Annotated in this window: 1 pseudogene; it reads left to right on the forward strand. The window is 43.0% G+C overall.

The annotated features are described in order from the left end of the window. Nucleotides 1–242, forward strand: a pseudogene (locus AAEY57_RS20890) (threonine synthase); the annotation flags it as partial.

Consider the following 242-nt stretch of genomic DNA (forward strand, 5'->3'; position numbering starts at 1 on the left):
TGTTACTACTTTGAAGCCATCGCACAGCTACCAAAAGAAAAACGCGCAACAGCACATATATCAGTACCTAGTGGTAACTTTGGTAATGTGTGCGCCGCAATGATTGGTGCGGTTATTGGTTTACCTGTAGGTAAATTAAGCGCAACAACAAATCAAAATGATACTGTGCCGCGCTTTATGCTTGATAAAAACTGGACGCCAAACGCAACGCTTGAGTCGCTTTCAAATGCGATGGATGTAAG

This window comes from Pseudoalteromonas sp. MER144-MNA-CIBAN-0113, assembly GCF_040308965.1.
Lineage (GTDB): Bacteria > Pseudomonadota > Gammaproteobacteria > Enterobacterales > Alteromonadaceae > Pseudoalteromonas > Pseudoalteromonas tetraodonis.